Source organism: Bacillus sp. LQ01, assembly GCF_057624735.1.
The window spans coordinates 525,129-551,790 of record NZ_JBYEZL010000003.1 but is presented as its reverse complement, the minus strand read 5'-3'; the positions used below and the strand labels follow the sequence as shown (position 1 = coordinate 551,790).

General features: G+C 34.9%; 22 protein-coding genes, 4 tRNA genes and 1 pseudogene. 23 read left to right on the top strand and 4 right to left on the bottom strand.

The genetic code is table 11. The features are described 5' to 3' along the window. Positions 1-13 precede the first annotated feature (13 nt). From dnaB to AC22L0_RS23285, 16 genes are all read left to right on the top strand, one after another. Positions 14-1,375 carry a replicative DNA helicase gene (dnaB, locus tag AC22L0_RS23360; protein ID WP_050229053.1) on the top strand — a complete coding sequence of 454 codons (1,362 nt, stop codon included), beginning with the start codon at positions 14-16 and terminating at the stop codon, positions 1,373-1,375. A gap of 215 nt (positions 1,376-1,590) precedes the next feature. Then, positions 1,591-2,880 carry an adenylosuccinate synthase gene (locus AC22L0_RS23355; RefSeq protein ID WP_000100238.1) on the top strand — a complete coding sequence of 430 codons (1,290 nt, stop codon included), beginning with the start codon at positions 1,591-1,593 and terminating at the stop codon, positions 2,878-2,880. 141 nt (positions 2,881-3,021) lie between these two features. Continuing rightward, positions 3,022-3,097 (top strand) — tRNA-Lys (locus tag AC22L0_RS23350). A 13-nt stretch (positions 3,098-3,110) separates the two neighbouring features. After that, a tRNA-Glu gene (locus AC22L0_RS23345) sits at positions 3,111-3,182 on the top strand. 21 nt (positions 3,183-3,203) lie between these two features. Further along, positions 3,204-3,279 (top strand) — tRNA-Asp (locus AC22L0_RS23340). A gap of 41 nt (positions 3,280-3,320) precedes the next feature. Beyond that, positions 3,321-3,393: transfer RNA gene (locus AC22L0_RS23335), tRNA-Phe, on the top strand. A gap of 281 nt (positions 3,394-3,674) precedes the next feature. Further along, positions 3,675-4,382 (top strand): cell wall metabolism DNA-binding response regulator WalR, encoded by a 708-nt coding sequence (walR, locus tag AC22L0_RS23330; RefSeq protein WP_000971865.1) that lies wholly within the window; start codon positions 3,675-3,677, stop codon positions 4,380-4,382. Positions 4,383-4,385: 3 nt separating this feature from the next. After that, entirely contained in the window at positions 4,386-6,227 is a 1,842-nt protein-coding gene (walK, locus tag AC22L0_RS23325) for a cell wall metabolism sensor histidine kinase WalK (protein ID WP_000755367.1), read from the top strand. Further along, positions 6,224-7,540: a YycH family regulatory protein gene (locus AC22L0_RS23320; RefSeq protein ID WP_087967116.1), complete on the top strand. Its 1,317-nt coding sequence runs from the start codon at positions 6,224-6,226 to the stop codon at positions 7,538-7,540. Before walK ends, AC22L0_RS23320 begins: the two co-directional genes overlap by 4 nt. Beyond that, positions 7,521-8,363 (top strand): two-component system regulatory protein YycI, encoded by an 843-nt coding sequence (locus tag AC22L0_RS23315; RefSeq protein WP_000383738.1) that lies wholly within the window; start codon positions 7,521-7,523, stop codon positions 8,361-8,363. Before AC22L0_RS23320 ends, AC22L0_RS23315 begins: the two co-directional genes overlap by 20 nt. After that, positions 8,347-9,141 carry an MBL fold metallo-hydrolase gene (locus AC22L0_RS23310; RefSeq protein ID WP_000522837.1) on the top strand — a complete coding sequence of 265 codons (795 nt, stop codon included), beginning with the start codon at positions 8,347-8,349 and terminating at the stop codon, positions 9,139-9,141. The genes AC22L0_RS23315 and AC22L0_RS23310 overlap by 17 nt, the downstream gene beginning before the upstream one ends. A 63-nt stretch (positions 9,142-9,204) precedes the next feature. Next, on the top strand, positions 9,205-10,380 hold the full coding sequence (locus tag AC22L0_RS23305) for a S1C family serine protease (RefSeq protein WP_000008042.1): 1,176 nt from the start codon (positions 9,205-9,207) through the stop codon (positions 10,378-10,380). A gap of 53 nt (positions 10,381-10,433) precedes the next feature. Continuing rightward, entirely contained in the window at positions 10,434-10,619 is a 186-nt protein-coding gene (locus tag AC22L0_RS23300; protein ID WP_001052831.1) for a CxxH/CxxC protein, read from the top strand. 59 nt (positions 10,620-10,678) lie between these two features. Next, positions 10,679-11,158: a 23S rRNA (pseudouridine(1915)-N(3))-methyltransferase RlmH gene (gene rlmH, locus AC22L0_RS23295; protein ID WP_001027003.1), complete on the top strand. Its 480-nt coding sequence runs from the start codon at positions 10,679-10,681 to the stop codon at positions 11,156-11,158. A 68-nt stretch (positions 11,159-11,226) separates the two neighbouring features. Then, positions 11,227-13,245, top strand: coding sequence for a GAF domain-containing sensor histidine kinase (locus AC22L0_RS23290; RefSeq protein ID WP_087967118.1), 2,019 nt, complete (start codon positions 11,227-11,229; stop codon positions 13,243-13,245). A gap of 219 nt (positions 13,246-13,464) precedes the next feature. Next, a complete protein-coding gene (locus AC22L0_RS23285) occupies positions 13,465-14,343 on the top strand; it encodes a radical SAM/SPASM domain-containing protein (protein ID WP_000713633.1) in 879 nt (292 codons plus the stop codon). A 202-nt stretch (positions 14,344-14,545) separates the two neighbouring features. On the opposite strand, the pseudogene AC22L0_RS23280 reads toward AC22L0_RS23285, so the two are convergent. Together AC22L0_RS23280 and guaC are read right to left on the bottom strand one after the other, a co-directional pair. Continuing rightward, positions 14,546-15,016 (bottom strand): annotated as a pseudogene (locus AC22L0_RS23280) (oligoendopeptidase F); the annotation flags it as partial. A 136-nt stretch (positions 15,017-15,152) separates the two neighbouring features. After that, positions 15,153-16,136, bottom strand: coding sequence for a GMP reductase (guaC, locus tag AC22L0_RS23275; RefSeq protein WP_000432447.1), 984 nt, complete (start codon positions 16,134-16,136; stop codon positions 15,153-15,155). A 477-nt stretch (positions 16,137-16,613) separates the two neighbouring features. Here guaC and AC22L0_RS23270 point away from each other — a divergent pair, with 477 nt between their 5' ends. Further along, on the top strand, positions 16,614-18,059 hold the full coding sequence (locus tag AC22L0_RS23270) for a DEAD/DEAH box helicase (RefSeq protein ID WP_000039343.1): 1,446 nt from the start codon (positions 16,614-16,616) through the stop codon (positions 18,057-18,059). A 40-nt stretch (positions 18,060-18,099) separates the two neighbouring features. Here the strand turns inward: AC22L0_RS23270 and AC22L0_RS23265 are convergent, their stop codons facing one another. Beyond that, entirely contained in the window at positions 18,100-18,660 is a 561-nt protein-coding gene (locus tag AC22L0_RS23265; protein WP_000427884.1) for a DUF1836 domain-containing protein, read from the bottom strand. Positions 18,661-18,824: 164 nt separating this feature from the next. Between AC22L0_RS23265 and trhA the strand changes: the two genes are divergently transcribed. From trhA to AC22L0_RS23245, 4 genes are all read left to right on the top strand, one after another. After that, complete coding sequence (gene trhA / locus AC22L0_RS23260; protein WP_000995363.1) at positions 18,825-19,472, top strand: PAQR family membrane homeostasis protein TrhA; 648 nt, start codon at positions 18,825-18,827, stop codon at positions 19,470-19,472. 184 nt (positions 19,473-19,656) lie between these two features. Beyond that, positions 19,657-20,673 carry a UDP-glucose 4-epimerase GalE gene (gene galE / locus AC22L0_RS23255; RefSeq protein ID WP_000996548.1) on the top strand — a complete coding sequence of 339 codons (1,017 nt, stop codon included), beginning with the start codon at positions 19,657-19,659 and terminating at the stop codon, positions 20,671-20,673. A 460-nt stretch (positions 20,674-21,133) separates the two neighbouring features. Continuing rightward, positions 21,134-21,724 carry an AmiS/UreI family transporter gene (locus AC22L0_RS23250; protein ID WP_000542569.1) on the top strand — a complete coding sequence of 197 codons (591 nt, stop codon included), beginning with the start codon at positions 21,134-21,136 and terminating at the stop codon, positions 21,722-21,724. Positions 21,725-21,829: 105 nt separating this feature from the next. Beyond that, positions 21,830-22,711 (top strand): NAD-dependent epimerase/dehydratase family protein, encoded by an 882-nt coding sequence (locus AC22L0_RS23245; protein ID WP_087967120.1) that lies wholly within the window; start codon positions 21,830-21,832, stop codon positions 22,709-22,711. Between the two features lie 88 nt (positions 22,712-22,799). Here the strand turns inward: AC22L0_RS23245 and sodA are convergent, their stop codons facing one another. Continuing rightward, positions 22,800-23,426, bottom strand: coding sequence for a superoxide dismutase [Mn] (gene sodA / locus AC22L0_RS23240; RefSeq protein WP_000094035.1), 627 nt, complete (start codon positions 23,424-23,426; stop codon positions 22,800-22,802). A 217-nt stretch (positions 23,427-23,643) separates the two neighbouring features. On the opposite strand from sodA, the gene AC22L0_RS23235 reads away from it, so the two are divergent. Both AC22L0_RS23235 and AC22L0_RS23230 read left to right on the top strand, forming a co-directional pair. Then, the gene (locus AC22L0_RS23235; RefSeq protein WP_000047625.1) at positions 23,644-24,714 is read left to right on the top strand and encodes a nitric oxide synthase oxygenase; all 1,071 of its coding nucleotides are present in this window, start codon (positions 23,644-23,646) and stop codon (positions 24,712-24,714) included. 361 nt (positions 24,715-25,075) lie between these two features. Further along, positions 25,076-26,644 carry a BCCT family transporter gene (locus tag AC22L0_RS23230; RefSeq protein WP_087967122.1) on the top strand — a complete coding sequence of 523 codons (1,569 nt, stop codon included), beginning with the start codon at positions 25,076-25,078 and terminating at the stop codon, positions 26,642-26,644. Positions 26,645-26,662 lie beyond the last annotated feature (18 nt).

Below are 26,662 nucleotides of genomic sequence, written 5' to 3'. Positions count from 1 at the left end.
AGGAGGATTGCGTATGAGTGATGTACTTGCTGATCGTACCCCTCCGCATAATATAGAGGCTGAGCAGGCGGTTTTAGGGGCCATATTGATTAATCAAGATGCGTTAACTTCAGCATCAGAGTTATTGGTACCTGATTCGTTCTATCGAACGAAACATCAAAAGATTTTTGAAGTCATGCTTGGGCTATCTGATAAGGGAGAGCCGATCGACTTAGTAATGATGACATCAGCAATGGCTGATCAAGGATTACTAGAAGAAGTTGGTGGGGTTTCTTACTTAGCAGAGTTAGCAGAAGTTGTGCCAACTGCAGCTAACGTAGAATATTACGCACGCATCATCGCTGAAAAGGCGCTTTTACGTCGTTTAATTCGCACGGCGACTCATATTGTATCGGATGGATACGAGAGAGAAGATGATGTGGATGGTCTTTTAAATGAGGCTGAGAAAAAAATATTAGAAGTATCCCATCAAACGAATGCAAAAGCATTCCAAAACATTAAAGATGTTCTTGTAGATGCTTATGACAAAATTGAACTTTTGCATAATCAAAAGGGTGAAGTTACTGGGATACCAACTGGGTTTACTGAATTAGATAAGATGACAGCAGGTTTCCAACGAAATGATTTAATTATCGTGGCAGCACGTCCATCAGTAGGGAAAACGGCATTTTCATTAAATATTGCACAAAACGTAGCGACGAAAACGGATGAAAATGTAGCGATTTTTAGTTTGGAGATGGGTGCTGATCAGCTTGTTATGCGTATGCTTTGTGCAGAAGGGAATATTGATGCACAAAGACTTCGTACTGGTTCATTAACTTCCGATGATTGGGCAAAATTAACAATGGCAATGGGGAGTCTCTCAAATGCTGGTATATATATTGATGATACGCCAGGTATTAAAGTAAATGAGATTCGAGCAAAATGTCGTAGATTAAAGCAAGAACAAGGTCTTGGTATGATTTTGATTGACTATTTGCAGCTTATTCAAGGAAGTGGGAAATCAGGAGAAAACCGTCAGCAGGAAGTATCTGAGATTTCTCGTACCTTAAAAGGGATTGCACGTGAATTGCAAGTGCCTGTTATTGCTTTATCACAGTTATCTCGTGGTGTAGAATCTCGTCAAGATAAACGCCCGATGATGTCTGATATTCGTGAATCTGGAAGTATTGAGCAGGATGCTGATATTGTAGCTTTCCTATATCGTGAAGACTACTATGATCGAGAAACGGAAAACAAAAATACAATTGAAATTATTATTGCAAAACAACGTAACGGTCCAGTAGGTTCAGTGGAACTTGCATTCGTCAAAGAGTTCAATAAGTTCGTTAACTTAGAACGTCGTTTTGAGGATGGACATGCTCCACCGGCATAAAGGCAGTATAAAAAAGAAACACATTTCTTATAATAAGATGTGTTTCTTTTTTTTTATAAGAAAGATAAGGCTTTCATAAGTTAAATATATAATTCTTACGAACGAAAATGTTTTTTTGTGAAAAAATGTTCGCTTTTCGGTTGACTTCTCTTTCGGTTTTGGTACAATTATATTGTTTGAATAGATCGTTTGAAAATTGCGGAGGTGCTTTAATAATGTCTTCAGTAGTAGTTGTAGGAACACAATGGGGCGATGAAGGAAAAGGTAAAATCACTGATTTTCTTTCTGAGCATGCGGAAGTAGTTGCAAGATATCAAGGTGGAAATAACGCGGGACATACAATTGTTTTCGGCGGAGTTAAATATAAATTACACTTAATTCCATCTGGTATTTTCTATAAAGAGAAAATTTGTGTAATCGGAAACGGATTAGTAGTAGATCCAAAAGCATTACTTGAAGAGTTAAAATACTTACACGATCGTGGTGTAAGTACTGATAATTTACGTGTAAGTAACCGTGCACATGTTATTTTACCTTACCACTTAAAGCAAGATGAGTTAGAAGAAGCAAGTAAAGGTGATAACAAAATCGGTACAACGAAAAAAGGTATCGGTCCTGCATATATGGATAAAGCTGCTCGTATTGGTATTCGTATGGCTGATCTTTTAGACCGTGAAGCATTTAAAGAGAAGCTTGAGCGCAATTTAGTAGAAAAAAATCGTTTATTTGAAAAAATGTACGATACAGAAGGTTTCACTGTAGAAGAAATTTTCGAAGAGTACTTCGAGTACGGGCAACAAATCGCGCAATATGTATGTGATACATCTGTTGTATTAAATGATGCATTAGATAATAATCACCGTGTATTATTTGAAGGTGCGCAAGGTGTTATGCTTGATATTGACCACGGTACGTACCCGTTCGTTACATCTTCTAACCCAATTGCTGGTGGTGTAACAGTTGGAACTGGAGTTGGTCCTGCGAAAGTTACTCGCGTTGTAGGTGTATGTAAAGCATATACAAGCCGCGTTGGTGATGGTCCATTCCCTACTGAGCTTCATGATGAAATTGGTCATCAAATTCGTGAAGTTGGTCGCGAGTATGGAACGACAACTGGTCGTCCACGCCGCGTAGGTTGGTTCGATAGCGTTGTTGTAAGACATGCACGTCGTGTTAGTGGTTTAACGGATCTATCATTAAATTCTATCGACGTTTTAACAGGTATTCCAACTCTTAAAATTTGTGTTGCTTACAAATACAATGGTGAAGTTATTGATGAAGTTCCAGCTAACTTAAACATTTTAGCAAAATGTGAGCCTGTATATGAAGAGCTTCCAGGTTGGGAAGAAGATATTACTGGTGTAAAATCATTAGATGAACTTCCTGAAAATGCACGAAAATACGTAGAACGTGTTTCTGAGTTAACAGGAATTCAAATATCTATGTTCTCAGTTGGACCAGATCGTAACCAAACAAATATTGTTCGTAACGTATACGAAGCTTAATTAATAGTATTTAGAAAAAACTCATGTCCGCATGAGTTTTTTCTTATTCTTTTATAAAAAAACAAAAAAAGTATTGCAATAAATACAGAATACATGTTATGATACATCTTGTCGTCACGAAAATATGACGTTGGTGAGTATGAGCCATTAGCTCAGTTGGTAGAGCATCTGACTTTTAATCAGAGGGTCGAAGGTTCGAGTCCTTCATGGCTCACCATTTTATTTTTCGTGGCCCGTTGGTCAAGTGGTTAAGACACCGCCCTTTCACGGCGGTAACACGGGTTCGAATCCCGTACGGGTCATGTTTTTTTTTGCTTATTTTTGGTCCCGTGGTGTAGTGGTTAACATGCCTGCCTGTCACGCAGGAGATCGCCGGTTCGACCCCGGTCGGGACCGCCACTTTTGTTTATACCACCATTAGTGGTTTTATATATAGTTTTGGCTCGGTAGCTCAGTCGGTAGAGCAGAGGACTGAAAATCCTCGTGTCGGCGGTTCGATTCCGTCCCGAGCCACTCTCAGGATATTAAGTGGGCCCACTTAATATCCTTTTTATTTATGTAATTTTACAAAACTGAGTAGTTATTTTAAAATAGAACGAGGAGTCTCTAGCAGTTGAAGCTAGAGGTTTTTCTATAGATCGTATAAGATGCCGTGTAAAAGTGGATCATACATGAGTCTATGAGAATAGAGGAGAAAATACTTAAACAAAGGATGCGATCATATAGGACATACTATGTAAACATCAATATGTTTAGGGATTATTGACCATATTTTTATAAGGAGGAAATAGACGATGATGGGAAAGAAAATTTTAGTAGTTGATGATGAAAAGCCGATTGCAGATATTTTGAAGTTTAACTTAGAAAAAGAAGGTTTTGAAATAGTAATGGCACATGATGGTGATGAAGCAATTGAAAAGGCTAATGAAGAGCAACCAGATATGGTTTTATTAGATATTATGCTACCAGGTAAAGACGGCTTAGAGGTTTGCCGTGAAATACGTAAAAGCTCAGAAATGCCGATTATTATGCTTACAGCAAAGGACTCTGAGATTGATAAAGTATTAGGGCTTGAGCTTGGGGCAGATGATTATGTAACGAAGCCATTTAGTACAAGGGAATTACTTGCTCGTGTGAAGGCGAATTTACGCCGCCATCAACAAGGTGGTGCTGCGGAAAAAGAAGAAAATACAGAAATGGTTATTGGACCAATTGTGATTAATCCAAATGCATATAGTGTAACGAAGCGCGAGGAAAATATCGAGCTTACACATCGTGAATTTGAGTTGCTACATTATTTAGCGAAACATTTAGGACAAGTTATGACACGCGAACATTTATTACAAACAGTTTGGGGTTATGACTATTTTGGAGATGTGCGCACAGTAGACGTTACAGTACGTCGTTTGCGTGAAAAAATTGAAGATAATCCAAGCCATCCTACTTTAATTGTAACTAGACGTGGAGTAGGGTATTACTTGCGTGACCCAGAGCAGGAATAGTATATGAAGAAAGTTGGTTTTTTTCAATCTATTCATTTAAAATTTGTGCTTATATATATGCTATTAATATTAATAGCGATGCAAGTTATTGGAGTATATTTCGTAAGGGAATTAGAGAAGAGCTTAGTACAAGGTTTTAGGGATTCTTTAACGCAGCAAACAAACTTATTATCATATAATTTGAAGCAAGAGTTTAAAAAAAGTTATACAAAAGCAGAAACAGAGTCAACAGATGAAACGATTAAAACGTCAATTCGAAAATTTGCCTCTGATCAGAAGAAAGTTATACAAGAGGTAAGTGTATTTGATTCGCACAGAAAGTTACTGGCTATTTCAGATGAATCAAAGCAGAATAAGGTGAATCGAACATCAACTGATATAGCTGTTCAGCGAGTGTTAGTACAAAAAAAGCCAGAAGTGAAAATTGAGAAGGATGGTAGTACAGGTCATCGTGTTCAAGTTATGCTTACTCCGATTCTAGATGATAACGGTAAGGATGCGCTTGGTGTTATTTACATTGTGGCATCTATGGAAGATGTATATAAACAAATGAAGGATATAAATCAAATTTTTGCTACGGGAACAGTAATTGCTTTATTAGTAACGGCCGTACTTGGGATTTTATTGGCTCAAACAATTACAAGACCAATTTCAGATATGCGGAGACAAGCAATTGAAATGGCAAAAGGAAATTATTCCAGAAAAGTAAAAGTGCATAGCCATGATGAAATTGGACAACTGGCATTATCCTTCAATAATTTATCGAAAAAATTACAACAAGCTCGTTCTTCTACAGAAAGTGAAAGGCGTAAATTATCATCTGTTTTATCACATATGACAGATGGAGTAATTGCTACTGATCGAAAAGGGGATATTATTTTACTAAATGACCCTGCGGAAAAGATGTTAAATGTTTCTCGTGAAACAGCGCTCGATCAATCTGTTTTAGAGGTATTAGGGATACAGGAAGAATTTACGCTCGATCATTTATATGAAGAGCCAGATTCTGTTTTATTAGATTTTAGTACGAGAAACGAACCATATATTTTACGTGCTAGTTTCTCTGTTATTCAAAAAGAAACAGGGAAGGCAAACGGCTTAATTGCTGTACTATATGATGTAACAGAGCAGGAACGTATAGAACGGGAACGCCGTGAGTTTGTGGCAAATGTCTCTCATGAATTAAGGACGCCATTAACGACGATGCGCAGTTATTTAGAGGCACTTACAGATGGAGCATGGCAGGATCCAAATATTGCACCACAATTTTTAACGGTTACACAAGAAGAAACAGAAAGAATGATTAGACTTGTAAATGCGTTGTTACAGCTATCTAAACTGGATAGTACAGAGCATCGTTTAATGAAAGAATGGGTCGACTTTACTGATTTCTTTAATAATATTATTGATCGCTTTGAAATGTCTAAAGAGCAAAATGTAAGTTTCAAACGATCTTTCTCTAAGAAATCTAGATTTATTGATATGGATACTGACAAAATTACTCAAGTGCTGTATAACATTATTTCTAACGCATTAAAGTATTCACCAGAAGGTGGAACAGTAACATATCGTTTACGTGATCGCGGTGATTTATTAGAAATTAGTGTAAGTGACCAAGGAATGGGTATTCCAAAAGAAAACGTTGATAAAATCTTTGAACGTTTTTATCGCGTAGATAAAGCTCGTTCAAGACAAATGGGTGGTACGGGACTTGGATTAGCAATTGCAAAAGAAATGATTGAGGCACATGGTGGCTCTATTTGGGCGAAGAGTGAAGAAGGAAAAGGGACAACTATTTATTTCACGTTACCAATGGCAGCAGATGAAGAGGACGATTGGGAATGAGTATGGAAAACTTTAAAACAATAGTTTTAATTAACCTAGTTGTAATTAGCCTATTTCTTACTTTTAATCTATGGACGTATGTGCCAGATTCTACATCCATGCAAAACGCGAAATTTGTACAGGGGAATGAAGGAATGAACCAAACTAAAATTTCCGATGTTGTCCGTCCTACTTCTATCATCGTGCATAAAGATAAAAATCATTATGGGAGCAGAAGAGAGGCAGATATAGAATCAATCTATAAGCCTCTAGAAGTAGGGGAACTACATGGTTTTAGAGAGATATCAATCACTAAGGGGGATTTCCTTTCATATGTGCATGGTGAAGGGAAAGTTGAACTTGTTTTCCCTACCGATATCCCATTTGATGCAGTTAAATCCATGTTCAACATGAAAGAGAAAAGTACAGATAAGCCTAAACATTTTAATCGTATTCTCCTTGATCCTTCTAGAAGTAAGGATCAAGAAATTAAAATTAACTTTGTTTCTGATGGTGATAACTTTAAAATATACGAGGCAAAATTAAGTGGCTTGTATTTAAAAGATATTGTAAATGCCCAAAATCAATTTATAGTATCAGCAAAACCTTATTTTGATTATCAACTTAATGATATGAAAAAATTATTTTTACCAGATGGAACGACAGAGTTAAGCAATATAACATATATTTCATCTAATTTAGCAGTTGATACGTTTAAGAATACTCTGTTTAGTGATCCTCGTTATTTAAGTCCGATTACCGAGATGTCGAAAGAAACATTTACAGATGGTATTAGATCCATGGAAATTGAAAACGATCGTCACATGCTAAAGTATAAAAACTCTTCTGTTTTAACTGAGAAAACGATAGATAATTTAATGCTTTTACAAAAAAGCTTTGAATTTGTAAGTGGTCACAGTGGGAGTTTGGATTCATATCGTTTGGACTATATGAATAAAGGAGAGACAGTATTTCGCTTAAATGAAGATGGATATCCAGTATTCAATGCAGATGGATTAGCGGAATTAAGACAAGTATGGGGATCAGAAGAAGTAATGGAATATGAAAGACCGTTGCTGTCTTTAAATACTAAAGGTATAGAACAGAAGGTTACTCTTCCGTCAGGGCATGTTGTAATAGCATCCCTAGAAAATAATCCAGAGATAAAGAAACAAGTAATTAAGGATATTGGCATTGGATACAAGTTATCACTAGATGGGCAAGTGGTTCGACTACAACCAATTTGGTATGTAAAGCTTGTTGAAGATGAAACAGGTAAACAGAAAATCTATGAGTGGAGTGAGGGAGGACTAAATGGATTGGGATCGGATTAAAACCATATTTATTGTGACCTTTTTTGTTTTGGACCTCTTTCTCATTTTCCAATTCATTCAAAAGCAAGATAGTAATCAATTGGAGCTTATTGCAGAAACAAAGATAGATCAAGAATTAAAAGCAAATAAAATTACGATGGGAAATATCCCTAAAGAACCGAAAAAAGAGTCATTTATTAGAGCGGAAAATAAAGCCTTTAAAGAAGAAGATATACAGTCTTTGAAAAATCAAACGGTGCATATACAAAATATGTACAAGATAGAAAGTAAGCTAAAAGAGCCTTTTTTAAATACGAAATCATTATCAAAAGATAAGTATAATGAATTTTTGAAGAACTATGTATTGGATGGACAAAAGTATGAATTTGGAGCGGTGAAAGACTCTAAAATTTATTTCTTCCAAAAATATAAAGATAAGCCTATTTTCTATAATAATCAGGCGATGATTGTTGTGGAATTAAATGAAAAAAATGAACTTGTTTCATATACGCAGACAATGCTAACTGATTTAAAAGAAATGGGCGAAGGTGAAAAAACGAAAGATCAAGAAATTATTACGGCTCAAACAGCTTTAGAAAATTTGTATTTAAAAAATAAAATTCATGGAAATACGCATGTTAAAGAAGCGCAAATTGGTTATGCCACTCTTACCGCATCTACTTCTAATAACCAAGTACTTGCTCCAACGTGGAATTTAAAAACGGAGCAGAAGCAGGACTTCTTTGTGAATGCAATTGAAGGACAAGTTATGGAATTAGGAGAAAAGGAAAATCAAGTGGTTGATGAACATACTGGAGTGAGAAAGAATGGGGTTGCATTTTAGCGTACTTGCAAGTGGAAGTACAGGAAATATGCTATACGTAGGAACCGATGAAAAAAAATTACTAGTCGACGCAGGTTTAAGTGGTAAAGCAACAGAGGCTTTATTTAAACAAGCAGAACTAAATATAAATGATGTATCAGGTATTCTTGTAACGCATGAGCATAGTGATCATATTAAAGGATTAGGTGTATTGGCACGTAAATATGATTTACCTGTTTATGCGAATGAGAAAACATGGAATGCAATGGAACATTTAATAGGAAATATCCCAACTGAACAAAAGTTTATTTTCTCAGTTGGTGATGTGAAAACATTTGGTGATATTGAAGTCGAGTCATTTGGAGTTTCTCATGATGCGGCAGAACCGATGTTTTATGCTTTCCATAACAATAATAGGAAATTAGCGCTTATTACAGATACGGGATACGTAAGTGACCGTATGAAGGGCGTTATTAAGGGAGCTAATGCTTTTGTATTTGAAAGTAATCATGATGTAGAAATGCTTCGTATGGGACGTTATCCATGGAGCATTAAACGACGTATTTTAAGTGACGTTGGGCATGTTTGTAATGAGGATGCTGCATTAGCGATGGCAGATGTAATTACAGATGAGACAAAGCATATTTATTTAGCCCATTTAAGCTTAGATAATAACATGAAAGAACTAGCGCGTATGTCAGTATCACAAGTACTAGAGGAAAAAGGATTTGGAGTGGGTGAATCCTTTGAAATTCACGATACAGATCCAAAAATGCCTACAAAAATTCAATACGTATAATTCTTCATTTTAGTAAACAATAAAGGTGAATATAGTTGTTTTCAGGAAGATAGGTGAACAAATATGTCCTTTATTGATGAAGAAAGTTATCGTATGAAACGTGCAGGAAAAAAGAAGCACAAAGGTATAGTTCTTTCGAGTATAGCGGGAACAATTGTAGGAGCTTCTTTATTTGCGTTTGGAGCGCCTTTATTTTCGAATTCTGCTGATACGCTTCCGCAAGCTGAAGCAAGTGGAAGTAATATGGCTGAAGCTCAAGGGATTAAACAGATTAGCTTTGTAGATGCTGTTGATCGTGCATCTGAAGCTGTTGTGGGTGTTATTAACATTCAACGAGATAATTTTTCAGAGGCAGATTCAGAGGCTGGTACAGGATCAGGAGTAATTTATAAAAAGACAGATGGTCAAGCTTATATTGTAACGAATAATCATGTTGTAGCTGGAGCGAATCGTATTGAAGTAAGTCTAAGTGATGGTAAGAAGGTTCCTGGAAAAGTATTAGGAACCGATGTAGTCACAGATTTAGCTGTATTAGAAATAGATGCAAAGCATGTGAAAAAAATAATTGAAATTGGCGATTCTAATACTGTTCGCAGAGGAGAACCAGTTATTGCGATTGGAAACCCACTTGGACTGCAATTTTCTGGAACAGTTACACAAGGTATTATTTCAGCTAATGAACGTATTGTCCCTGTAGATTTAGATCAAGATGGACATTATGATTGGCAAGTAGAAGTGTTACAAACAGATGCAGCGATTAATCCGGGGAATAGTGGTGGTGCGCTTGTAAATGCAGCAGGACAATTAATTGGTATTAATTCAATGAAAATTGCTGCAAAAGAAGTAGAAGGAATCGGCCTTGCTATTCCGGTGACTAGAGCTGTTCCGATTATGAATGAACTTGAGAAGTATGGAAAAGTAAGAAGACCGTATGTTGGGATTGAACTTAGGTCATTAAATGAAATCCCAAACTATTATTGGTCAAAAACATTACATTTACCAGGTACTGTAACAGAGGGCGTTTGTATTTTGGATGTGAAAAGTCCTTCGCCAGGTGCGGATGCTGGTTTAAGAGAACATGATGTTATTGTGGCAGTAGATGGAAAACCGATTCGCGATATTATTGGATTCCGTACGGCCTTATATGATAAGGAAATTAATGATAAAATGACTCTTACGTTTTATCGTGGTACAAAAAGAGTAACAACAACAGTGAAATTAGGCATTCAAAAGTATTAAAAACAGGAGGGCCTACCTCCTGTTTTCTATTGTAGAAAAGTGAGGTGTAGAAAATGAATTTACCTTGTTGTTTAGAACATGTTGAATTAGCGTTAGATATTATTGTGGATGAGTGTGAAGTTGCACCAGTTATCAACAATGTGGATAACTCGGGAAAAGAGAAAAAAACATGTGAATTTTGTCAAAATGAGGCGACATATGTTGTATCGAACACAGATTCTCACACAATATGTGGGTAGTATTTGTGGATATGTGGATAAGTTTTGTGGATAACATGTTTGTAAGGTGGAGGATACGTGTGAATATCTCGATTATTTCAATTGGGAAATTAAAAGAAAAATATTTGAAACAAGGTATAGCAGAATACTTAAAACGATTATCTGCATACGCAAAAGTAGAAGTAATTGAATTACCTGATGAAAAGGCGCCAGAAAATTTAAGTGAAGCAGAAATGTTAATTGTAAAGGAAAAAGAAGGTATACGTATACTCGATAAAATTTCTGATGACACGCATGTGATTGCATTAGCTATAGAAGGAAAGCAAAAGTCATCAGAAGAATTTGCGGTAAGTCTAGATCGCCTTGCTACATACGGAAAGAGTAAAGTCGCATTTGTAATTGGTGGATCACTTGGACTAAGCTCAGAAGTGATGAAGCGTTCAAATGAATCACTTTCTTTTTCAAAGATGACATTACCACACCAATTAATGCGATTAGTGTTGCTTGAGCAAGTCTATAGAGCGTTTCGGATTAATCGTGGAGAACCGTATCATAAGTAATGTATTCTATGTAAAACACTGATATTATCATATTTATTTTATTATGCCTATAATTGGAGGCTATGTGAATGGTAAGTGATCAGACGAGATATTCTAGACTCGCAAATATAACAAAAATAATAAATACGAAATTAGAACTACGTGACGTATTGCAGCGTGTGACAATGGCGATATCAGAGGAAATTGTTAGGTGCGATGCTGTTGGAATTTATTTACCCCAGGAAGATGGAACATTTAGAGGGTTTGCAGGAAAACCAGAGACTATAAATGGCGTAACGCTCGATACTCAAGTAATTGATCCTGAAATAGACTTACTGGCAAAAGAGGTTATTGAAACGAAAAAAACCATCTATATTCCTGATACCTCAAAGGATCATCGACCAGATCCGAGACCGGTTAATGCATTCAAAATTAAGTCCTTATTAGCTTTGCCTATCTCATTTGGGCAAGAGTTATTTGGTCTAGTTTTTTTATTTGATTATGGAATTCCGATGAACTTAACAGATTCAGAAATTCAAAGTGTTGAAGCTTATGTAAATATGGCTGCGGTTGCAATTCAAAACACAAATAATTTAAAACAAAAGGAAAACCTTATTGCTGAGAAGCAGCTGTTACTAAATGTTACACGTGATTTATCAATGTGTTCCTCGATACAGGAGAGTTTTGATAAATGCTTTTTTTATCTAGAACAGATTTTAGAGAGTAAAAATATGACTGCCCATCTTCTAGATCCGCTAGATAAAACAACAATTAAAACAACGAAATTAAGTAAGGGTTGTCATTGGACAGAAGCGGATTGGACAGAGAAAAGCTATGAAGCCAAGATTCAAGAAGTTATTCAAACAAAAAATATAGATAGTAAGGGTCTATTGATGATTCCATTGGTTTCAATTGGAGAAGTATTAGGGGTAATCGTCGTTGGCAAAGAAGGAAAAGCTCACAATTATGATCATTCTCAACTTCAACTAGCAAAATCTATCGTTGATGCCACAGCCCCTACGTTTTCGAATTTGTCATATATGGATCAACTAGAAAGCATAGTGGAAGAGCGAACGAGAGAGCTAGCTGCTGCTAATGAAAAAGTTACAAGTGTGATTGAATGTATTACGGATGGATTTTTTATTTTAAATAATAAATGGGAATTTACGTACGTAAATAAGCACCAATATTTTCCGCAAAGAAAAACAGCAAAAGATGTATTAGGAAAGAATATATGGGATGTTTTCCCGAGTGAAATCGACACAGTTATGTATAAGGAATTTCATCGTGCGATGTCAGAGCGAACTACAGTTCATTTCGAATTTCTTTCTACTGCAGATGAATATTGGCACGAAGTTATTGCATACCCGTATGATGATGGTATTTGTTGTATTTTTAAAAACATAACGGAAAAAAAGAAATATGAACAGGAATTGAAAAGATTATCCAACATAGATTTAATAGGGCAAATGGCAGCAGGTATCAGCCATGAAATTAGAAATCCAATGACAACAGTACTAGGATTTTTACAGTTATTAAAAGAAGAGAATACCTATGAGAAACATAATAAGTACTTTCATTTAATGATTGAAGAACTTAACCGTGCCAATTCTATTATTACTGAATTTCTCTCAATGGGTAATACAAGGAAATCGGATTTGCAGATGTTAGATTTAAATTCAATTATCCGCGATATTATTCCTTTAATAAGGATTGATACGTACAATCAAAATAAATATATTCAAGTCGATACAAATGACATTCCAGAATTACTTTTAAATCGTAATGAAATACGGCAATTATTAATGAATCTATATCGTAATGGCTTAGAAGCGATGAATACAGGGAAAGTTCTAACCATTAGCACTTACAAGGAAGGTCAAAATTGTGTGGTGCTTGCGGTGCGGGATCAAGGAAAAGGTATCAGGCCTGAAGTATTAGAGAAACTGGGTACGCCGTTTTACACGACCAAAGATAATGGAACTGGATTGGGGTTAGGTGTATGTTATGCTATTGCTGCCCGCCATAATGCAAAAATAGAAATTCAAACAGGATCGGAAGGCACTACCTTTTTTGTTAAATTTAATTATGAAAATAATAAAAAATAACCTTATTTAGAATAGTTACGATGAACCGTATCATAAATAAATTTATTCTTTGCATATAAAAGGATAAAAAGACCATTGGACAAAAATTACCGATGGTCTTTTAAATATTATTAGATGGTATGTAGATTTCCTAAAATAAGTATGTTTCTATTTCCATAAAAATATGCTGTAATATGAAGAGGAAAAAGTATAAGTAGTTAGAGAAGTGAGGAATTAAAGGTGAAGAAGTTTAAGAAGTTTTACTTGGAGATTACGAGTGTATGTAATCTTGCGTGTAGCTTTTGTCCGCCGACGGAAAGGCAGAAGCAATTCATTTCTGTGGAGGATTTTGCTAAAAGATTAGACCAAATTAAACCTCACACAGACTACATTTATTTGCACGTGAAGGGTGAGCCGTTGCTCCACCCGAAAATAGATCAACTATTAGACTTAAGTCATGAAAAAGGGTTTAAAGTTAATATTACAACGAACGGAACGTTAATTAATAAGAGAAGACATAGGCTGTTAAATAAGCCTGCGTTAAGACAAATGAATTTTTCACTGCATAGTTTTGATGGACATCCAGGTTCGCAAGATAAAGAGGGCTATGTAAGGAGTATACTTTCCTTCATTAGGGAAGCGACAAGTCAATCAGATTTAATTGTATCGTTAAGGTTATGGAATTTAACTCAGGATAATAAAACGAATGCTGAAATCCAGAAAAATAGAGAGTTATTATCTATAATTGAAAATGAATTTGATCTATCTTATCAAATTGAAGAGAAGCTTACACCAGGAAAAGGTATAAAAATTGCAGAACGTGTCTTTATTAATCAAGACTATGAATTCCAGTGGCCAGCATTACATGAAGAAGAGGATGATGGGAAAGGATTCTGTCATGGACTTCGTAATCAAGCGGGTATTTTAGCGAATGGAACAGTTATTCCTTGTTGTTTAGATGGTGAAGGGATTATTAACCTTGGGAATATTAATAATGATTCATTTTCTAACATTATCGAAGGTGAAAGAGCAACAAACATTGTCGATGGATTTTCGAAAAGAGTTGCGGTTGAAGAACTTTGCAGGAAATGTGGATATCGCAAACGGTTTGGGAAGTAAATATGAAATAAGCCCTCATAAAGCGAGGGTTTATTTTTTATACTTGATAAGAATGCTCTAATTTATCAATTAATGAACCAACGTAAGAAACAGCTTTACGGATTGCATCTGGTTTTGACATATCTACTCAGGCATGTTTCATTGTACCACCAGCGATCAATAGCAGGTTGTCCTTCCTCTTTAATCATTTGAGCTACTGCAGTGGATGCAGTGTGTGCTGCCTTTTTTGTAGTATTTCTAGTAACGATTTACGGAAAGGTTCAAGTTTTGTTTCTTCAGTTAAATATTTTTCAATTGTTCCTTCGCCGAATGAGAGGATTTCATTATGAATAAAGGATAGTGCAGTATGTACTTTCGTCCATAAAGCAGCAATTTTGGAAGAGTTCGCTTGAATACTTGGATTTGTACGATCAGTAGATTCTTTTAAATTTGCATATGAGTACAGTTTTGTTAACGTCATTAAAAGTTCTTCTTCTAAAAGTAGGCAATTTAATAAAGTATGGGAGCTAGTATGTAAATGTCCTTTAAATGAATCAAGTTTCTGTATATCATTTTCCAATGCGTTTAATGCAGTATGCTATTCGGCATCAGAATTATACAAATCGGATAAATCCCATGTTAGTTCAGCAGGTACCTCTGCGCAATTAAGACGATTTTCTATTACATTTTTCAAGTCGTATATACTCCTTCTTAAGACTATCTAAAAATATAATGATAAAAAATTCAGTTAAATTAAATTTTTTTTCATTTTTATATACAAAAAAGAAGGACAAGCATGAAAATACTTGTCCTTCAAGTTAATTTAAGAATTAATATACTTTGTCACCATTGAAAATCGAGTTTTTCACGACAACATAATCTACAGTACGAATAGCATCTAATTTTGTTCCACCAGCGTAAGAGATAGAAGATTGAAGATCTTGTTCCATTTCGATTAACGTATCTTCTAAAGAACCTTTATGCTCAACGAACATTTTCTTACCTTCAACGTTTTTCTTCTCACCCTTTTGGAATTCAGAAGCAGAACCGAAGTATTCTTTATAAAGTTTGCCATCTCTTTCAATTGTTTCCCCTGGAGACTCTTCGTGACCAGCGAATAGAGAACCGATCATGACCATAGTTGCCCCAAATCGAATAGATTTAGCTACGTCGCCGTGTGTACGAATACCACCATCAGCGATAATTGGCTTACTTGCAGCTTTTGCACACCAGCGAAGTGCAGCTAGCTGCCAACCACCAGTTCCGAAGCCTGTTTTAATTTTAGTAATACAAACTTTACCAGGTCCAATACCAACTTTTGTTGCATCGGCACCAGCATTTTCTAATTCTCTTACCGCTTCTGGAGTTCCAACGTTTCCAGCGATAACGAAGCTCTCTGGTAAATGTTTTTTAATATGTTGAATCATGTTGATCACAGCATTAGAATGACCGTGTGCGATATCAATCGTGATATATTCAGGTGTCAGTTGCTCAGCAGCTAATTGTTGTACGAATTCATATTCGTCTTCTTTTACACCAACGCTGATAGAAGCGATTAATCCACGTGATTGCATATCTCTAATGAATGAGATTCGTTTCTCTGGTTGGAAACGATGCATGATATAAAAGTAGTTGTTCTCAGCTAAATAAGTTGCAATTCTTTCATCAATAATCGTTTGCATATTTGCAGGTACGACAGGTAATTTAAATTTATGTTTTCCTAAAGTGACAGTTGTATCACATTCAGAGCGGCTATTTACAATACATTTTGCAGGAATTAATTGAATATCTTCATAGTCGAATACGTTTTCCATCATTTACACCCCTAAAATACGAATATTTTATTTTTATTAATTAAAAATGTTCGTCCATAGGATAATTTACATTATTTTTATTAAGAAGTCAAAGAATTTCTTAACATTTTTTGAAAAAGTAGATTTTATACCTGAAAAACAACGTTAAAAACGAATTTAAAACGTTTTTTTATTTTTATTGTTCGTTTATGAAAAAGGTTGAAAAATTAAGATAATTACACAAGGTTGTATGTATTCTTTTTATTTTTTTGGAGTGGATGTAGGATACTATGAAAAGGTTAATGCTAACAATGCAAGCAAAAGATGTTATCAAGTAGTTGAACAATATATGAAATGAAAAGGTTTGTTTCTATATAAAAAGATGAATCTGGCATGATTCACCTTTTTATGTGAGGTTTCAAGTATAATAAGTAGGGTGATAGTAACGTATACAAAAGATAAAAAAGAAAATAATACAGAATAAAATGAGGTTAATATATGAGTAAAAAAAGTTTTTCTGATTATAAATTAAGTAAGGAAATTGTAAGGGCACTTACTGGGTTAGGGTATGATCATCCAACAGAAGTACAAGGTGAGGTTATTCCAGTTGCATTACAAAAGAAGGATCTTGTTGTGAAGTCCCAGACTGGAAGTGGAAAAACAGCTTCATTTGGTATTCCACTTTGTGAAATGGTGGAGTGGGAAGAGAATAAACCACAAGCATTAGTTTTAACACCAACGAGAGAGCTTGCGGTACAGGTAAAAGAAGATATTACAAATATAGGTCGATTCAAAAGGATTAAGGCTGCGGCAGTTTATGGGAAATCTCCATTTGCACGTCAAAAATTAGAATTAAAGCAAAAGACACATATTGTAGTTGGTACTCCTGGTCGTGTGTTGGATCATATTGAGAAGGGTACCCTTTCTTTAGAGTGTTTGAAGTATTTAGTTATTGATGAAGCAGATGAGATGCTAAATATGGGCTTTATCGATCAAGTAGAGGCAATTATTGATGAATTACCTACAAAAAGAATGACGATGTTATTTTCAGCAACACTTCCAGAAGATGTTGAGAAATTGTCTCGTACATATATGAATTCACCAATTCATATTGAAATTAAAGCAGCTGGGATTACGACGGATAAAATTGAACATACTCTTTTTGAGGTGATAGAAGACGAGAAGCTTTCACTACTTAAAGATGTAACAACGATTGAGAATCCTGATAGCTGTATTATTTTCTGTCGTACACAAGAAAATGTAGATCATGTATATAGACAATTAAAACGAGCTAACTATCCTTGTGACAAAATACATGGTGGTATGGTACAAGAAGATCGTTTTGAAGTCATGGATGATTTTAGAAAAGGAAAATTCCGTTATTTAGTAGCCACAGATGTAGCTGCGAGAGGAATTGATATTGATAATATTACACATGTTATTAATTATGATATTCCACTTGAAAAAGAAAGCTATGTACATCGTACTGGAAGAACGGGACGAGCTGGAAATAGTGGAAAAGCTATTACATTTATAACACCATATGAAAATAGATTTTTAGAAGAGATTGAGGAGTATATTGGATTTGAAATTCCAAAGGCAATTGGACCTTCAAAAGAAGAAGTTATGAAAGAGAAAGCTGCATTTGAAGAAAAGATACATGCTAAACCAATTATAAAGAAAGATAAAAATGCAGATATCAACAAAGGCATTATGAAGCTGTACTTTAATGGCGGGAAGAAAAAGAAAATTAGGGCGGTAGATTTCGTCGGTACAATTGCTAAAATTAAAGGTGTTACAGCAGAAGATATAGGTATTATTACGATACAAGATAATGTTTCTTACGTTGAAATATTAAATGGAAAAGGACCACTTGTCTTGAAAGTCATGAAGACTACAACGATTAAAGGGAAACAACTAAAAGTTCATGAAGCAATTAAGTAAATAAAAAACTATCCACTTTAATAGGTGGATAGTTTTTTATTTATGATTCTTTTAAATCATCCACTAGTTGCTCCGCTAAACGTCTATACATATTACTCATAGTGACGAAGGATGTTAGTAGTAGAAATTTTTCTAGCTTTGTATCTTCTAAGGAAGAAATCTCATTTACTTCTGTAACACGGTTATTTACGTCTTGTTTAAAGCTTTCGACATTGCTTTCAGTAAGAGCAAGATAATTTTTGTATAACGTATTTAATTCGAATGAATCATCATTTAATAAGGAGTCATTTATAGTTTCTAATGAACTTTTTATGTCGTTAATGGAGAGAGCTCCCTTTAATTGATAAATTAGGCTAATTAAAATCATATGCTCTTTTGAATACTTTTTATTTTTGATAGGGATGAATAGTTTACCTTTTGCGTAATTATTAATCATCGTTTTTGTTAATACTTTTTCATCATCAGTTCTCGTTGTATCTGCATAAGTATTCTCAAATAGTTGGACAACTTGGTCTACATATAAGTCAACATTTGGAATATCCTCAAGTTTAATGTTTTTTTCTAAATGTAATGTCTTAAGTAATTCATTTATATTTTCCACGTAGAATCCCTCACTTTTATAACTTAGTGGAACTTAATGTTTAATATATCTTTAAATATGGTATTACGAAACAAATGAATTGTAAATGTTGACCTTAAAAAGAAATGTGTATATAATTACATGTAGTTATCAAAACTACATGTAATTATATGAGGGGTGTTATTATGAATGCTTATGTAAGGGAACCAGTTAATGCATTTACTCACTTAGGTGGAGCGATATTATCATTTATTGCGTTATTAGCTATGCTTGTGAAAGTTTCTATCAAGATGCCATCATTTGCCGCAATTACAGCTGTTATTTTATTTGGTATTGGAATGATGGTCCTTTATACGGCGTCAGCTGTATATCATAGTGTTGTGGCCAATGAACGTGTTATTTACTTCTTTAGGAAGCTAGATCATTCTATGATTTTTATATTAATTGCAGGTACATATGCACCCTTTTGCTTAATTACATTAAATTCAGCAAGTGGTTTACTATTATTTTGTTTAGTCTATGCAACTGCGATTTGTGGCATTGTATTTAAAATGTTTTGGTTTAATTGTCCAAGATGGTTATCGACAGCAATTTATATTACGATGGGTTGGTTAATTGTTTTATTCTTTGCACCGTTAGCTGAGAATTTAAGTACAGGAGGCATTATTTTCTTAGTACTTGGGGGCATTTTTTATACAATTGGTGGATTTATTTATGGAACAAAGCCAAAATGGTTAGAGTTTAAATATATGGGGCATCATGAAATTTTTCATGTTTTTGTATTATTAGGTAGTCTTGCGCATTTTCTAAGTGTATATTGTTACGTAATTTAATAAAAAAACGCCACATAATAAAAATTATGTGGCGTTTTTTTATTACCTAATTAGAATCGTATATGTTATAAAATTATTATGGGATAAAATGTAAGTTTCTGTGTTCGCATGTTAAACATAGGATAAGAAATATGTGATATACTTTGAGAAGTTTATAATGAATGAAATATGGAGGACTATAATTATGGCAATACTTGTAACAGGTGGAGCAGGATATATTGGTAGTCATACATGTGTAGAATTACTAAATAGCGGTTACGAAGTTATAGTAGTGGATAATCTTTCGAATAGCTCGGTAGAATCTATAAATCGAGTAAAAGAAATAACAGGAAAACAATTTAAGTTTTATAAAGAAGATGTTTTAAATCGCGAAGCGCTTGACGCAATTTTTGAAGAAAATTCAATTGAAGCAGTTATTCACTTTGCAGGATTTAAAGCTGTAGGGGAGTCAGTAGCGATTCCATTAACATATTATCATAACAACATTACAAGCACGTTAGTGCTATGTGAAGTAATGCAGAAACATAATGTAAAGAAGATAATCTTTAGTTCATCTGCAACTGTATATGGTATCCCGGAAACGTCACCGATTACGGAGGAGTTTCCATTAAGTGCAACAAATCCATATGGTCAAACGAAATTAATGATTGAGCAAATTATGCGTGATGTAGCATTTGCAGATGCAGAATGGAGTATCGCATTACTTCGCTATTTCAATCCATTTGGTGCACACGAAAGTGGGCGTATCGGAGAAGATCCAAATGGAATCCCAAATAACTTAATGCCATATGTAACGCAAGTAGCGGTAGGTAAGTTAAAAGAATTAAGCGTATTCGGAAATGACTATCCAACGAAAGATGGAACAGGAGTCCGTGATTACATCCATGTTGTGGACTTAGCAAATGGTCACGTAAAGGCGCTTGAGAAAGTACTGAGTACAACAGGAGTAGATGCTTATAACCTGGGCACAGGCATGGGCTATAGTGTACTAGAGATGGTTGAAGCGTTTGAAAAAGTTTCAGGCAAGAAAGTTCCTTATAAAATTACAGAGCGTCGCCCAGGTGATGTGGCAGTATGTTTTGCTGATGCATCGAAAGCAAAGCGTGAATTAGGCTGGGAGGCAACACGCGGATTAGAAGAAATGTGTGCTGACTCTTGGAAATGGCAATCAAATAATAAAAATGGCTATTTAGAAGTTTAAGGATGAATATAAAAAAATGACCTTTGCATAAAAGCAAGAGGTCATTTTTTATATTCATTTTCTACTAAGTTTATTAGCGAACCTAGAAAAGAACGTTCGCTGTTTTAAATGATATGATTTTACAATATCTTATGCTAGAAGGTAGTAGAATGAGATAGAGTAATGTATTATTTTATTAATTTTTTATGGGAATTGAAAGCGTATTATTGAAATGTATTCCAACACTTGTATCATTGCTAGAGTACGTTTATAATCAAGGAATCCTAGTTCATGTTTTGATAGGATTATTTATTATTGAAAGCGTTTTAAGTTCACTCCTTTTTTTGAGGTAGGAGGTCTGACTTATTTAGGTGAAAAATTATGTATGTAGTTTTAAATGGGAAGAAAAATAATATAAGTATCATTTTATAGTGTGGGGAGGTTAAAAGTGTGAAAGGTAAAGATTTTCACACGAATATATATGGGTTATGTAGGATTATTACTTTCAGGAGCAGCTTTATTTTTAAATAGTCTTGTTATATTAGGGAAAGCAGAGATGAAAAGTGCGGGTGTTTTTAATTTATTTGTGGGTGCACTACAAATTATTATTCCGTTTTATTTGATTATGATTTCTGACCAAAGCAATTGGACAGTGTATTCATATGCGGCTACTTTCTTATTTGGATTAACTTATTTATATGTAGGTGTTACTTTTATAAAAGGAATGGATAGTAGTGGTCTAGGATGGTTTTGTATTTGGGTAGCAATTATAGCCTTATTCTATATGGTTGTTTCATTTGTTCAATTCCATGATGTTGTTAATGCGTTAACGTGGTTTATGTGGGCATTACTTTGGTATTTATTCTTTGTATTAAATACACAAAAGAAGAACATTAATCAATATCTTGGAAGGATTGCCTTCGTACAATCATGGGTAACATTGACTTTACCTTCACTCTTTTATTTTATGGGAGTGTGGGGAGAGGGATTCGTATATGAATTATGGGTTTATGTATCTGTAATTTCTATTTTATACTTCTGTTATTGTATTTATAAATATCGAGTACGTTAATATATTATCTGTATAAAGGCATGGAATCGTTAAACGAATTCCATGCTTTTTATATGTTAGCACTTATAATAGAGAGGTAGTATTTTACAATTTGCTAAAGTGGGGATGATGAAGTTGAAAAAAGTATTGGTGCTAGGGGGAACAAGATTTTTTGGTAAACATTTAGTAGAAGCACTTTTGCAAGAGGGGCACGATGTAACGATTGCGACGAGAGGAATTACGGAAGATTCTTTTGGCAGTAGAGTAAAAAGACTTATTGTAGATAGGGAAGATGAAAAACAACTAGCAGAGCGTCTAGGAGATAAAAGTTATGATATTGTATACGATAATTTATGCTATAGCTCGAATGCAGCGAAGGTAATATGTGAAGTGTTACGAGGGAAAACGAAGAAATATGTTATGACATCTTCAATGGCCGTCTATGAACCTGCCCTAAGCTTATCAGAAGAAGACTTTAATCCGTACGAGTATGCAATCGCGTATGGAGATAGGAATGACTTCAATTATGGTGAAGGAAAGAGATTAGCTGAAGCCGTTGTATTTCAACATGAAACATTCCCGGTCGTTGCAGTGCGTTTTCCAGTTGTTATTGGAGAAAATGATTATACGAAAAGGTTACAATTTTACGTTGAATGTATTGTGAACCAAAAACCTATCGTTGTGGATCATGTAGATGGAACTTTGTCATTTATACATGAAAAAGAGGCAGGAGAGTTTCTAGCTTGGTGCGGAATGGCAAATGTGAGAGGACCAATTAACGCCTGTAGTAACGGAGTAGTTTCTATGGAAGAAATTATTCATTTCATAGAAGAGAAGACAGGAATAAAAGCACTCATTCAGAAAGCTGGGGGAAATATAGCTCCTTATAATGAGGTAACTAACTGTACGTTACATAATGGAAAGGCTCGTGAATTCGGATTTTTGTTCCGAGAGCTGAAACTAGAAATGAAAAATATTTTAAAACATTATATAAATACAATGAAGTAATCATAAATCCCCCGGTGGCAATCCGGGGGATTCTGGAGGATTTCGACAATACTGATTTTACATTACCAAATTTACCTTATACGTACGACTAATGTTTTTGTGATTGAATTGCTTGTAAATACTTCTCGTTTACTTGGTCCCAGTTTACTGTATGCCACCAGTTGGTAACAAACTCTGGGCGCCTATTTTGATACTTTAAATAATAAGCATGTTCCCATACATCAATTACGAGTAAGGGGATTTTCCCTTCTTGCAAAGGCGTATCTTGATTTGGTGTACTCATAACAGAGAGTTCCTCACCGTCAAGAACAAGCCATCCATAGCCACTTCCAAAACGACTAATAGCTGCTTTGGAAAGTTGATCTTTTAAGTTGTCAAAGGTATTGAAATAATAATCAATTACTTTTGCAACGTCTCCATTAGGCTCACCGCCACCTCGTGGGCTCATCACTTCCCAAAAAAGACTATGACAATAGTGACCACCACCGTTATTTCGTACAGCTGTAACAATTTCCTTCGGTAAAGCATCTAAATTACATAGCAATTCTTCTAAAGATTTATTATGTAATTCAGTATAATTTTCTAAAGTAGCATTTAAATTGTTTACGTATGTCGCATGGTGCTTTCCATGATGAATGGCAAGTGTATTGCTATCAATATGTGGCTCTAGTTCATCATAGTCATATGAAAGCTTTGGCAATTGAAATGAAGACATAACATTCCCTCCTTTCGACTTAAAAAGTTGGTCTAGGTAAAAATACTTTACCTGAGTCAAAAATACACCCATTTTCCATATAAGTCAATAGTAATTCCATTAATTTTCTGAAAAATATTACAATAAAAGTAACACTCTCACTTTCATTTGTGACTCCTATCCTTTTTGCTTATACTGTAAAGTAGCAGGGTTTTGTTGAAATAGAAGGAGATTGTTTATGAGTAAAACGAAACAATTAATAGAGGAAGCAAGTAATTTTATTACGATTTGTTATAAGGAGCTTCATAAAGAACAATTGATAGAAGAACGTATAAAAGAAATTCAAATTGAGATAGAGAAGACAGGGACATATGAGCATACATTTGAAGAACTTGTTCATGGTTCACGAATGGCATGGCGTAACAGTAATAGATGTATTGGAAGACTATTTTGGAGTAAGATGCACATATTAGATGCGCGCGAAGTAAATGATGAAGAGGGTGTATATAATGCATTAATTCATCATATTAAATATGCAACGAACGACGGAAAAGTTAAACCAACCATTACGATTTTTAAGCAATATCAAGGTGAAGAAAATAATATAAGAATTTATAATCACCAATTGATTCGATATGCAGGATATAAAACAGAAACGGGAGTGATTGGTGATTCTCATTCCGCTACATTTACGGACTTTTGTCAGGAGCTTGGTTGGCAAGGAGAAGGTACGAATTACGATGTATTGCCACTTGTGTTTTCTATAGATGGAAAAGCGCCTATATATAAAGAAATTCCGAGAGAAGAAGTAAAAGAAGTGCCAATTGAACACCCGGAATACCCTATTTCATCACTTGGAGTAAAATGGTATGGTGTTCCAATGATTTCAGATATGCGTTTAGAAATTGGCGGTATTTCTTATACAGCCGCTCCGTTCAATGGATGGTATATGGGAACAGAAATTGGGGCGCGCAACTTAGCAGATCATGATCGTTATAATTTACTTCCGGCTGTTGCGGAGATGATGGATTTAGATACATCGAGAAACGGTACCTTATGGAAAGATAAGGCGCTAATTGAGTTAAATATTGCCGTACTACACTCCTTTAAAAAACAAGGAGTTAGTATTGTTGATCACCATACTGCTGCACAACAATTTCAGCAATTTGAGAAGCAAGAAGCTGCTTGTGGTCGTGTTGTAACAGGTAATTGGGTATGGCTTATTCCACCATTATCTCCAGCTACCACCCACATTTATCATAAACCGTATCCGAATGAAATTTTGAAGCCAAATTTCTTTCATAAATGATATTTAGTGTAGGTTTTTTCTGTGAAATATAATTTTTTTTAATTACTGTTATGTAGCAAATGGAAGCCTTTACTCTCGGTTATTTTTGGAAGAGGCTTTTTGAACCAAGGAGTTCCTTATGTTATAATCAAATTTCTGTTTCGAAGACCTTATAGAAATATAAGGTCTTTTGTTTTGCTTTTTTATGTAAGAGGAAGAGATTCTTTCTTTTTAATAAGGGATTTGGCATATTTTTAGGGACAACATAAGTATGTGGGAAGTCGATAAAATGTTATGCATATATAATTATTGTGTTTTGGTTTTAAACAATAAAACATAATAAAGTTGTTTTTTTAGATTGCTGAGGAAGGAGGAAGTGTAAATGAGGATGAAGAGTCGAAAAACTGATTGGCCTGTATTTATTATTAGTGGTGGTTCACTTTTATTATTTGTAATTGCAGTTTTTTTGAACAAGGATTATGTAGAGAGTGCGATTAATAAAAGTTTCGCTTTTTCAATTAAATATTTCGGTGCCTTCTGGCAAATTTTATTATTAGGTACATTTATTGTTGCGATGTGTATGGCGTTCTCCAAATATGGGAGAGTTAAGCTTGGAGGATTAGAAAAACCTGAGATTAGTACGGCAAAATGGCTTGCTATTATTATGTCTACATTACTTGCCGGAGGTGGCGTTTTTTGGGCAGCAGCAGAGCCAATGTATCATTTGATGACGGTGCCACCAATACATGATGGTATATCTGCTGGAACGAAAGAAGCAGTCATGCCTGCTTTAGCACAAAGTTATATGCATTGGGGATTTTTAGCATGGACGATTTTAGGTACAATTAGTGCGGTAGTTATGATGTATGGACATTATCATAAAGATATGCCGCTAAAACCTCGAACGCTTTTATATCCTATTTTTGGGGAAAAATTAAGAAAGAGCCTGCTTGGAACGATAATTGATGCAGCTTCAATTATTGCAGTAGCTGCAGGTACAATTGGCCCAATTGGATTTTTAGGTTTACAAGCAAGTTATGGATTACAAGAATTATTTGGAATTTCTGATGTGTTTACTACTCAATTAGCAATTATTGTTTGTGTGGTGGCCGTGTCTACCATATCGGCAGTAACAGGTATTGATAAAGGGATTCAAATTATAAGTAATTTAAATGTTAGATTAGCAATTGTATTAATGGCATTCATATTACTATTTGGGCCAGGTGGATTTATTATTGATTCGTTTGTTTCTTCGTTTGGATTTTATGTAAATGAATTTATACCGATGAGCACATACCGTGGTGATGCAAGTTGGTTAGGATCTTGGACAATCTTTTTCTGGGGATGGTTTATTGGATACGGACCAATGATGGCAATTTTAGTGAGTCGAATTTCAAGAGGGAGAACGATTCGAGAAATCATCGTTGCAATTGGAATTATCGCACCTATTATTACAACGTTTTGGTTTACTATATTAGGTGGATCAGGCGTGTTTTATGAGTTGATGAATCCTGGGTCTATCTCGGACGCATTAAGTGAATCTGGTATGCCGGCAGCTATGATTGCAATTACAGGACAATTGCCACTTTCTAATATTATTGGACCAGCATTTCTTTTATTAACAATTTTATTTGTAGTAACAACAGGGGATTCAATGGCGTATTCCATTTCAATGGCAGTGACTGGAGACGGAGATCCTAGAATTAGTTTGCGAATTTTTTGGTCGCTTATTATGGGCGCAGTTGCAGCAATTCTTTTATATATGGGTGAAGGAAGTATTAATGCGCTACAATCGTTTATCGTGGTGACGGCAGTTCCGGTATCAATTTTGTTATTCCCAATGCTATGGTTAGCGCCTAAAGTTGCGGGAGAATTAGCATTAAAACAAGGTATTGTAAAAGAAGAAGATAAAACTGCATTCTTATTTCAGAAGGCTAGTAAATCAAAATAAATAAAAACGTAAAAGAGG

Bases quoted from the DNA above. Each gene is read 5' to 3' on its own strand.
- AC22L0_RS23320 (WP_087967116.1), top strand. From the start codon at position 6,224: ATGAGTATGGAAAACTTTAAAACAATAGTTTTAATTAACCTAGTTGTA.
- AC22L0_RS23250 (WP_000542569.1), top strand. From the start codon at position 21,134: ATGGGTTATGTAGGATTATTACTTTCAGGAGCAGCTTTATTTTTAAAT.
- sodA (WP_000094035.1), bottom strand. From the start codon at position 23,426: ATGTCTTCATTTCAATTGCCAAAGCTTTCATATGACTATGATGAACTA.
- AC22L0_RS23305 (WP_000008042.1), top strand. From the start codon at position 9,205: ATGTCCTTTATTGATGAAGAAAGTTATCGTATGAAACGTGCAGGAAAA.
- trhA (WP_000995363.1), top strand. From the start codon at position 18,825: ATGAATGCTTATGTAAGGGAACCAGTTAATGCATTTACTCACTTAGGT.
- AC22L0_RS23270 (WP_000039343.1), top strand. From the start codon at position 16,614: ATGAGTAAAAAAAGTTTTTCTGATTATAAATTAAGTAAGGAAATTGTA.
- walR (WP_000971865.1), top strand. From the start codon at position 3,675: ATGATGGGAAAGAAAATTTTAGTAGTTGATGATGAAAAGCCGATTGCA.
- dnaB (WP_050229053.1), top strand. From the start codon at position 14: ATGAGTGATGTACTTGCTGATCGTACCCCTCCGCATAATATAGAGGCT.
- walK (WP_000755367.1), top strand. From the start codon at position 4,386: ATGAAGAAAGTTGGTTTTTTTCAATCTATTCATTTAAAATTTGTGCTT.
- AC22L0_RS23355 (WP_000100238.1), top strand. From the start codon at position 1,591: ATGTCTTCAGTAGTAGTTGTAGGAACACAATGGGGCGATGAAGGAAAA.
- AC22L0_RS23245 (WP_087967120.1), top strand. From the start codon at position 21,830: ATGATGAAGTTGAAAAAAGTATTGGTGCTAGGGGGAACAAGATTTTTT.
- AC22L0_RS23315 (WP_000383738.1), top strand. From the start codon at position 7,521: ATGGATTGGGATCGGATTAAAACCATATTTATTGTGACCTTTTTTGTT.
- galE (WP_000996548.1), top strand. From the start codon at position 19,657: ATGGCAATACTTGTAACAGGTGGAGCAGGATATATTGGTAGTCATACA.
- AC22L0_RS23310 (WP_000522837.1), top strand. From the start codon at position 8,347: ATGGGGTTGCATTTTAGCGTACTTGCAAGTGGAAGTACAGGAAATATG.
- AC22L0_RS23230 (WP_087967122.1), top strand. From the start codon at position 25,076: ATGAGGATGAAGAGTCGAAAAACTGATTGGCCTGTATTTATTATTAGT.
- guaC (WP_000432447.1), bottom strand. From the start codon at position 16,136: ATGGAAAACGTATTCGACTATGAAGATATTCAATTAATTCCTGCAAAA.
- AC22L0_RS23300 (WP_001052831.1), top strand. From the start codon at position 10,434: ATGAATTTACCTTGTTGTTTAGAACATGTTGAATTAGCGTTAGATATT.
- AC22L0_RS23235 (WP_000047625.1), top strand. From the start codon at position 23,644: ATGAGTAAAACGAAACAATTAATAGAGGAAGCAAGTAATTTTATTACG.
- AC22L0_RS23290 (WP_087967118.1), top strand. From the start codon at position 11,227: ATGGTAAGTGATCAGACGAGATATTCTAGACTCGCAAATATAACAAAA.